General features: G+C 62.5%; 2 protein-coding genes. Both read left to right on the plus strand.

Annotated elements, in window-relative coordinates:
• Nucleotides 1-516 precede the first annotated feature (516 nt).
• The gene (locus BMI90_RS17585) at nucleotides 517-3,738 is read left to right on the plus strand and encodes an STY4851/ECs_5259 family protein (protein ID WP_078530787.1); all 3,222 of its coding nucleotides are present in this window, start codon (nucleotides 517-519) and stop codon (nucleotides 3,736-3,738) included.
• An 11-nt stretch (nucleotides 3,739-3,749) separates the two neighbouring features.
• Entirely contained in the window at nucleotides 3,750-9,809 is a 6,060-nt protein-coding gene (locus BMI90_RS17590; RefSeq protein ID WP_078530788.1) for a DEAD/DEAH box helicase, read from the plus strand.
• Nucleotides 9,810-10,078 lie beyond the last annotated feature (269 nt).

Raw genomic sequence — 10,078 nt, forward strand, 5'->3', positions numbered from 1 at the left:
GCTACGGCTGGGTGACGATTTTTGACATCCTCATGCTGTTGAATGTTGCTGTCGACAAAGCTTAGGCGATGGAAGGTATAGGATGTAGATGCTGAATATGAAGTCTAACTGCAAAAGGGCACTCGCTTGGTAGCATGTGGGCACTGCGTCCTGCTGCGACCCGTTTTTGTGCTGGTGGATGGGAGGTCGAAGCATTTCCTGCTCGGCTTCAATGTCGGTCGCTCTGCGGCAATTTTCAAAAAGTAGCGCGGACTCAAATTCCCGACTTCGACATGCCAGCCTCGCTTTGGTCAGTTCCAAAATGTCAATAATTATAATTCCGGAAGAAATCCATTCGAGTGAGTTTTTTCATCATGATGTGTTGACTTTTCGGGAAGACCTGTAGCCGCTGCGCAGTGCCGCCTTTCAGTTTTGAAAATTAGCTTTGAGTCTTTGTCATGTCTGATTTTTTCGAAAAGATATCTTGCTTCTTTTCGGTAGCGACGACAGGATTGAGTGCAGGGCAGGGACATTAGAATGAATATTATTAACGACTTGACCAACCTTTGCGGGGTGGATCCTGATGGTCGTCCTCTCCACGCATATCGCCTTGATGAAAATTGTTATACTCGTCTCGAAGATTTGGTTGAGCGAGGCCTGAAGCTTCGTAATTTCCGAACTACTGCTGCACTGTTTGTACTTTGGGCGGCGGAAAGGTATCGCAAGGACTATGACGGCGGCGGCCTTTCATGGGAGTTCCTTACCGATCCGTTGGGTATTACGCTCGACCAGCAACAGTTGCGTGAAATCACGGGCGTGGGCATGGCGCGCATGGGACGTTCCGTTCGCCGGCTGGACAGCGGCGTGCAGTATTTGCGCGCCATCGCCGCTGAGGGCGGCATCCCGGTCAGGCTCCTGAGCGACCAGCGGGGTGGCTATCGCGCCGCGCTCGTCGGTTTGGTGGCCGATCTTTCCCGCATCGGCCTGGGTTGCCCGCGGGATGTTGCACTGGGTTTCGCGGCTCGGCGGACGCGCCGCCTTCCCGTCGGCTACCGCACGGACGAATATCACGCGCTATTTGTGGAGTTCGCGTTCGAGGTTCTCGAGTTGAGGGAACTCGCGCCCGAAGGCATGTCGTCGCAGGAGGTCGAGCCGTTTCTTGACCGGGTCAAACCGGGCTGGAGGGAAGCCCTTTCTTTGCGGGTCGATGGTGACGCAGCACGAAGCTTGCTATCGGACGCAGTCCTCGTCTCCGCTCGTCATGGATTGGTTACAGACCCGATGACCCGGGTGCTGCGACGCTGCGATGATGGTGATTGGTCAGCATGGATCGAGGTCGAGGAAGCTGCAGAAATAGCGCCGCAATTGGTTCAGGGCGTCGAACCGGATCGACGACGACTGCGTCTGGCACCGGTCGGCGCGCTTGCATCAGCCGTGCCGGACTTGCTCTTTTCTCTGGATCGCGAGACGCCCGAGAGTCCCTGGGACAGCCGACGGATCAGCGGACGCCGAACGGCGCGCTTTCATTTCCCGCTGGATACTGGGGCAGAACTGATGGCCATGGCCGATGGAGCATTTCTCGGACGGGTGAGACTGGCCGGTGGCGAGGCGATCGAGATCGACGCCGGGCCAACCTTCTGGCGATTGGCGGAAATGGGAGAAGCAAGGGCTGAGGCGCTTGCCTACGCGGGAAACGCCGCAGTTCGGACACGTGATCCCCATGTTTGGATGCTGGCCGCGGAAGGCAAGGTCCCGAACTGTAGTGATACCCTTATCGCGGAGCCTGACGGAGAGGTCCCCGGCGGGGTGGTCTGGCGGCTTTCGGGACGGGGGCGCGTCCTTGTCGCGGGTGGTAATGCGCAGATCGAAACCGGGTCTGAGGAAGATGCCCGAGAGGAGATCCACGCAAGTGGCCCCCTGGAGTATCGCCTGCTCGATACGCGCGGCACTCCGGTGTATCGCGGTTTTCCGGACATCCTTCACAGGCATCCTGGTCGCGGCTTCCGGCAACTGACCGGTGCGGATCTGCGCCACCGGACTGCTGGGAGCCCGATGTGGCATCGCGGATCTCCATCGAAAACCACGATGGGTCGTGTGACCTTTGCTGTTCGCGACGGCGACGGGGTGGGCGCTCGGGTTACCGTGAACCTGGTGCCTTCCAATTTCTCGGTGCGGGAAGTCTTGGGGGGGGGCGACCCGCGCAGGCGGATCCGGTTTGAGGGCGTTCCGCAACAATGGCTGCTGCGGGTAGCAACCGGCGAACCGCAGCACCCCGACGCGGATGGTGTTGTCGAGGTGCAGCTTGACGTTTCCGCAGAGGGCCAGGCGCGATTGCCGCTGACGTTGGCCGGTCCCGATAAGGCGCAGCCCTTTACCTGGGTCCTGGACCTGCCGCGTCCTCGCGGCGAATTCCAGAACATCGCGGGCGAGACACTGGCCTCGAACCGGGACATCTCCATGCAAACCCTGAAGGACTGGCGGATCGTCCCGGCCGAAGGAGCGCCGACGGACCTGCGAATCCGTTTGCACAGTCCCTCGGCAGGAGGGGCACCAGTTGTTGGGCGGCGGGTAACAGTCGACCAACCACTTTCTGCCTTTCGGCCGCTCCTGGAAGAGATGCTCGTGACCGGTGGCGCCGACGCCGAGCTCCGGCTGAGGGTAGTTACGGGCGCGGACCAGTCGCCTCGGCTTTGTGTTCGTCACGCACTGGGGGAAACGCAGCTTGTGGGCGAGGACGTGCTGGTGCTGCAAGACCAGACGCCAGTTCACGATCCCGCGCTCGCCGTCACGGCCGTCGATCTGGACCACCCGGCCCGTATGGTGAGGACTGGAGCCCGCGGCCTTTCTCACCTGGGCAGCGGGCGCTGGTTCCTATTGCCGCGTGCAGGCGGCGTGCCTATGCGCCCCCCACGCCCTTACGTCCGTCCCGAGCCAGCCGAGGCCACGGGTCAGGATGCGCGCCGCCGGGCCGACCGTATCGCCCATTACGCGTACCGATTTGCGGAAACCGAAGTTGAAGAAAGTCTCTCTCGTCTGGCCGCTTTGTCCGAAACGCTGCTTGCGAATGGGGTTTCGCCGTCGGCACTGGACGAGGTGCATGCCCTGGCACGGGTGCCCTCCGCTGCCGTGCGACTGCTGTTTCGGGTCGCGCCCTCCGATCTTGAGGACGCCCTTTCCCTGGAACTGCACGGGGGACCGCGATGGTCCTTCATCAGTCCCATCGATTGGGCGAAAGCCTTCGCCGATGAGGCGGCGGCCGTACACGCGACTTTGGCAGCGCTGCCTGCTCTTGCCGATAGGGCAGACGAGCATGTTCGCGACGCTATAACCGGGCGAGCGACCGACATCCTGCGCTTGCGTCCGGCACTGGAAGGATATGTTGCTCTCGCATTGCAAAGCGTCGATCCGAATATGCTCGGCGTTCTGACTAAAAAGCTCGACTTGTCGCGTGGGCTGTTACGCCCCGAAGTCACACTGTTGGAAAACGCGCGTGCGATGGTCGCTCGCCAAGGATCCAGCCCGCCTTTACTGCACGAACTGAAGGCACGGAATCGTCCGTCCGGTTTTATTGATTTCCACCCGGACTTACGCGGCCTGATCGACGCTCCGCTTGTCGTTGCCGAGATCGCCTTCGGTCTACGGCCGCCGCCGACCACCAGAGAACGTGTAGAGCTTCTGCTTGCCGTCCAGGCTGATCAGGCCGGCTATGAGACCGCGCAACCGGCAGCAATCGCCTGGCTGGCGCAGCAGAGAACTTGAGAGGGCCGACCATGAAAGACCGGAGCGATTTGCCGAGTTCAGGATATGACGCGATTCTTGCGCGCGTGAACGACCGCGCCGCCGACGCCGTCATCGGTAAGGGGCGCGTGCAGTCGCGCAGCTTCCGCGCCAACTTGTCTACACGGTTGCATGGCCAAGCCGGCGGACCTGATGCTTTTGTGGCCGACCCGGTCTTCGAGGCGGCACGTGTTTGGGAGCGGGCAAGCAAGTGTCTCGGCGACTTGGCCGGTGGAATGCTGGACGAAGATCTTGTCGCGGCCTTGGACCGCAAAACCCTCTTGGACGGCACACCGAATGACCGGCGTTGGCCGCGGCGCGGCGATGATGTCGCGCCATACCTGCACCAGCTGCGCGCGTGGGAGGCAGCCGAGGCAGGGCGCAGTTTCATGGTCACCAGTGGGACCGGGTCAGGCAAGACCGAATGCTTCATGATCCCGATGCTGAACGACCTTCTACGCAGCCACAAACCCGGTGATACGGGCGTCCGGGGCATCGTGCTCTATCCACTAAACGCTCTGATCGATAGCCAGAAAGAGCGCCTCGGTGCATGGATGGACCCGCTGGCGAACCGGCTATCTTACGCGCTCTACAACCGCCACATGCCCGATACTGTGCCGGGACCCAAGAGACGCGGCGCTCAGGTGATGGAGCGCCGGGCGATGCGTCAAGCGCCCCCCTCGCTCATGGTGACCAACGTCACCATGCTGGAATACATGCTGATGCGCGCGCAGGACCGGCCGATCCTTGAGAAGTCGCAGGGCACGCTGCGGTGGATCGTGCTGGACGAGGCGCACAGCTACGTCGGCGCACAGGCGGCGGAGATGGCTCTTCTGCTGCGCCGCGTGCGCGATGCATTCGGGGTGGCTCCCGAAGATGTCCGCCTTGCTGCGACGTCGGCGACCATCGGCGAGGGTGAAGAGAACAGGGAGACCTTGCGACAGTTCCTCGCCGATTTGGCAGGCCTGAGTCCCGCTCAGGTCGAGGTGATCGAAGGGCAGGAACGAGCGCCTAATCTGCCGCCAGAAGGCCCGGACGAAACGCTGGCGCCGGATGCAATGCCGTCTGCGCCCGATGCGCTGTGGCGCAAGTTGGCTCCGAATCCTCGATTGCGAAAGGTGCGCACCGCGATGCGCGATCGCGGCATCGGCCTTCGAGCAGCGGCAGCGTTGATGGGGCGCGAGGGCGATACAGAAGGCACGCTGCGCCTTCTTGAGGCGGGGGCGCAGGCAATTGACCCGGACACAGGCGTCGCACTTGCCCCTTGGCGGCTGCATGTATTCCATCGGGCGCAAGGCGGGCTCTGGGCCTGTGTCGATCCCGAGTGTTCCAAGCGCGACGAAGCTCTTCTGCAAGAGGGCGGTGACTGGCCCTTCGGTCGGGTCCACTTCGCCGAAAGGGACAGATGCGATTGCGGAGGGCCGGTGCTGGAGATCGCAGCCTGTGACGAATGCGGCACGCCGTGGCTGCACGCAGAGGTCGCCCATGAAGGCCCACATAGGATATTGCGCCCAGCTCGCGGGGCAGGGGTCGATGACGATTACATTCTGGATGTGGAACCCGAGGACGATGACGGCGAACCTGCCGCATCGCTTCTATCCGAAAGCGTGATCGTCGGACCCGGAAACGGCAAGGAGGGAGAATTTCTTCGCTTTTCCGACGCGCACCTGTTCGAACATCCAAAGGAGGGGGACCGAGTTCTGTCGCTCACCATCCTCGCGGAACAAGATCGCAGGTGCTGCGAGCGTGCCGGGCACATGGGAGTTAGCGTGCGACCGCAACGTTTCGGTGCCCCGTTCCTTATGGGTAACGCGATGCCGCTGCTCATCGAGGCCGCCAAACCCAGTAGCCATGACCATCCGGTGCCGTTCGGAGGGCGGCGCCTGCTGTCCTTCACCGACTCGCGTCAGGGCACCGCGCGTTTCTCTGCGAAGCTCCAGCAGGATGCTGAGCGCACGCTGACGCGCGCCATCATGTACCACTCTGTCCAGATCCGGGAGGGGGATCCGGAAAAAGCCGCCGCATTGCGCAAGGAGATTTCGGACCTCGAGCAGGTGGTCGCCACCATGCCGAGCCTGGCCGGGACGCTCGAGGAAAAGCGAGGCGCGCTGGACGAGGCGGAAGGATCTCCGAAACCGCTGCCATGGTCTGACATGGTGCAGCGCATCGCGAAGAACGAAGAATTCCGCAATTTCGCACGCCCTGTTTGGCGGGACCGCCCTGAGAAGGGCGACGACGCGTTGGCCACGCATCCCACGGCCCTGGCGGAGCTCTTCCTCTACCGGGAAATGTTCCGCCGTCCGCGGCTACAGAACAACGCTGAGACGATGGGACTCGCCCGACTACTATTCCCGGAGCTTGTCGCACAGGCGCGCTTGTCCATTCCCGCACCCCTGCGCGAAGCTTCGCATGATGAAACAGTCTGGGCTGATCTGTTGCATGCGGCCGTTGACCTCGTCTTCAGAACCAACCTTGCCATCCGCCTGCCGGAAGAGCCTGCGGACGTTCGGCACTGGATTTCACCGAGAAGTGTTCTGGCTGCGGTCGTGGAACCTGGTCTCTCCAAGGACGACGTTCCCGGAGTTGAGAACCCTCGCTTCTTTCCGACGGCGCATTCCGATCGCTCGAACCTTGTCCGACTGATTTACCGCCTGATTGACGGCAGCGTGGACAGCGCCACGGACGCGGAAAGGGCCGCGACCACCCTCACCGCGATCTGGGACCGGCTGCGCAAGTCGGGCACCATCGTCCAGGTCGCGCCCAGCGCCTGGCGTCTCGACTTCAAGAAAGCCGCTATCGCACCGGTCGAGACGGCATTCGAGTGCCCGATTACTCGCCGTCTCCTGCCTTTCGCGCCGGGCTCAGTGTCGCTGAACGCCGTGACCGCAACCGGGGTCACCCGCGCAATCACCATGCCGAGTTTGCCCTTGGCGTCTCCCATGGGCACGTCGGTTGCACAGCGATCCGAACTGCGTGATTGGCTCGAAAGCGATCCGGACATCGCCGGCCTCCGCCTCGGCGGTCACTGGACGAACCTGCACGACCGGACCGTCGAGTTCACCCCGTTCCTCCGTGCGCAGGAACATTCCGCGCAGATCGACCGGCCCAGTCTGCAGACATACGAGGAGGCATTCAGAGAGGGCAGAATCAACGTCCTGAACTGTTCCACAACGATGGAGATGGGCGTTGACATCCCCGACGTTGGACTGGTGGTAAACACCAATGTTCCACCTTCTCCTGCCAATTATCGGCAACGCATCGGCCGTGCCGGTCGACGGGGTGAGCCCTGGGCCATGGCGTTCACCTTCTGCAAGGATCTGCCGCTGGACAATATGATCTTCCGCGAGCCGGGCAGGTTGCTCGGTGCGCAGGTGGCGGCGCCTCAGGTCCGGCTGGACAGCGCGATCCTTGTGCAGCGCCATGTCAACGCGGCCCTGTTGGGACTCTTCCTGCGTGAGAGTGGCGGAATGAGCATTCGGACCAACATGGCCTCGTTCATGGGCGCGACGGAGGCGATGGACGCGCCCTTCCTGCCCGACAGTGTGGCCGATGATTTCCTGGTCGCGCTCAAGGGCGATTGGGCCGCTCAGGACAGTGTCTCCCAGGCGCTGGACAGGCTGGTCAGGGGGACCTGTCTTGCAGGCCACACTGGGCTTGTGTCGCGCGCCGAGGGCAATTTCGGCGCCATGCGAAGTCGCTGGCGCGACGAATACGAACAACTCGTCGAGGCGCAGTCGGCCTATGCTGATACTGACCCGGCGCATTGGCTTTATCGCAAGCGCGCGAAGCGCATGCGGGAGGAGTTCATGATGACCGAACTCGCCCGACGCGGCTTCACCCCCTCCTATGGCTTTCCGGTGGATGTGGTTTCCTTTGACCATGCCGGGAAAGGCGGAGGTGAGCCCGGGCCATCTCGCCCGCTGGACATGGCAATCCGAGAATATTCGCCGGGATGCGAAGTGGTGATCGACGGGCTGGTACATCGGTCCGACGGCGTGCTGCCGACCTGGGGCAACCGCAACGATCCAGGCTCGGTCGAGGATCTCCGGACACTGTTCACCTGCCGCTCGTGTAATCTGTTCGGCACCACGCGGCACGAAGCAGCCGACTGCCCGCGCTGCGGCAAGCCGCTGGATCGGACAGAGCTTTTGCGGCCTACGGGCTTCCTCGGAACCCGCCGTCCACACAGCGCTTATGAGCAACTGGCCTATGTGCCGCCTGACCCGCCCCGTGTCTCGGCGGAGCCGGAGAACTGGGTGTCGCTTCCCGATCCCGAGGTCGGCCGCCATCGCACTGCGCGCGAAGGGCGGGTTCTGGTCACCGCGTCGGGCGATCACGGTGACGGCTACGCGGTCTGCATCGCCTGCGGTCGCGCAGAGGCAGAGATCGGAGAGCACGACTCGCCGCTGCCCGCCGGGATGGTCCGCCACCGGCCCCTTCAAAAGCTGCGCGACAACCCACGCCACGACGGGCTTTGCCCGGCGAACGATGACGCATCCCGCAAGATCCGGCGGCATGTGAAACTCGGAACCGAGATGGTGACCGACGTGTTCGAACTTCAGCTTGATGTGCTGCCAAGCACTGAAGCGGGCAAAGGTCAGGCCGCAGCCATCGGCGCTGCGCTGCGCGAGGCGCTCGGCGCACGGCTTGGTGTGGATGCCGAAACCATGGGCCTCGCCGTCGCGCCCAGCCTGCGGCCCGACGAGGCCCGACGGAGCGCAGTATTCCTTTATGACAAGGCTTCGGGGGGATCCGGTTTTGCCTCCGCTGCGGATCGTGACTTGGCAGGCCTCCTGCGCGAGGCAGCGGCGCGCCTTGGCTGTCCCGCCAATTGTGCCACGGGATGCCCGGAATGCGTGTTGCGGCGCGATCTGCAATTCGGCACGGCGATGGATCGACCCGGTGCGCTGGAGATGCTGGAGAAGGAGATCTTGCCGCGCCTTGACCTTCCGGAGGCATTGCAGCTTTTCGGCCCATCAACGCAGGCAGTCACGCGCCCGCTTGCCGATTGGATTGGTCGGCAATTGGCACACAGCGCTATTGAGCGCCTGGCGCTCTTCCTGACCGACCCGCCTTCCGGCTGGGACGTGGCCGAATGGCCCGGAACGCGCATTGCCGAAGATGCCGGCCGTACCGGTGTCCCGGTCACAATCGTGATGCGGTCGTCTGACGTCCACCGCCTTGAGATGTCACAGAAGCTGGATTTGGTTCGCCTCGTCAGCCGTGCAAACGCAACCTTGCACCTGGCAGACGATCTGCCCACATCAGGCGATGCGCCCATCCTCGCTGAGGCCCGACTCGATGGGCAGGAGATTGCCATTGCTGCGCCGGACAAGGATGCTGGTCATGTTAACCGTCACTGGGGGGACGTCTCGCGGGCGCTGGCTGTATGTGGCCCTCGTGTGCCGTTGGCGGTCAGCCCGGCGCTCTCGTTGGACAAGGTCACGGCCTATGGCGAGGGCAACTCCGCCCAAAAGGATGTAACCACCGAACTGGATGGTCCGGTCGGGCAGTTCGGCAAGCGGCTCTGGGGCATCGCAAAGGGACTGCGCCCTCAGGTTTTCTCCGGCTCGGCCCGTCTCGTGCAGGTTACTTATAATGATCGATACCTGCGCAATCCGTTCACTGCGCGCCTCCTTTTCGAGGCATGGCGCAACCTTCCATTGAAGAGCGCAGATACGAGGTTGGAGATCGTGACAGAGGCGCTTGGGTCGCCCGAAAGACCAGGGTTCCAACTTTGGCACAATTGGCAAACGGATATGCTCCGTCGGGAGGTCCTATCGGCGCTGTTCCCCGGCGCTTCGGTAATACTCGGAACAAAATCCGATTGCGCCCACGCGCGTTTCTTCCGTTTCCGCTACGAAGATGGATCGGAGACTTCCCTGTTTCTGGACCAAGGGTTCGGAGCGTGGCGCGAAGCCTCGCGCCGGACTTCACGGTTCGCTCATGATGTCACACCCGATGCGCAGGCCCGCGCGCTTCGGGACTTGCGGTTCGACGTGGCTTTGCAGGACGGCGGACGTTTCCCTTCCCCTATCTGGCTACGCTGGTAGTGTGCGCCTAAGAACAGGAGACCATTTATGTCGCAAAGTTTTTTCGATGCCCCAATTTTGAATTCGCCCTACCGCGTTCCGGAGCGGAATTGGGAATTGGACAAGGATGGTCGTCCGACTGACCGCATAATCGAGCGGCGAAGAAAGTCAGATTGAACCGCGCCGGGTTTGCCGGAGGCTGATTTGGGTTATTTACGCGGCCATGTCTTCAGTTTCCAGAGCGGCGTAGAAGTTTGCCTCTGCTTCCGCCGGCGGGATGTTCCCGATCG

The organism is Thioclava sp. L04-15, assembly GCF_002020275.1.
GTDB lineage: Bacteria > Pseudomonadota > Alphaproteobacteria > Rhodobacterales > Rhodobacteraceae > Thioclava > Thioclava marina.

Excerpts from the sequence above, each read along its gene's own strand:
- BMI90_RS17585 (WP_078530787.1), top strand. The coding sequence starts at position 517 with ATGAATATTATTAACGACTTGACCAACCTTTGCGGGGTGGATCCTGAT.
- BMI90_RS17590 (WP_078530788.1), top strand. The coding sequence starts at position 3,750 with ATGAAAGACCGGAGCGATTTGCCGAGTTCAGGATATGACGCGATTCTT.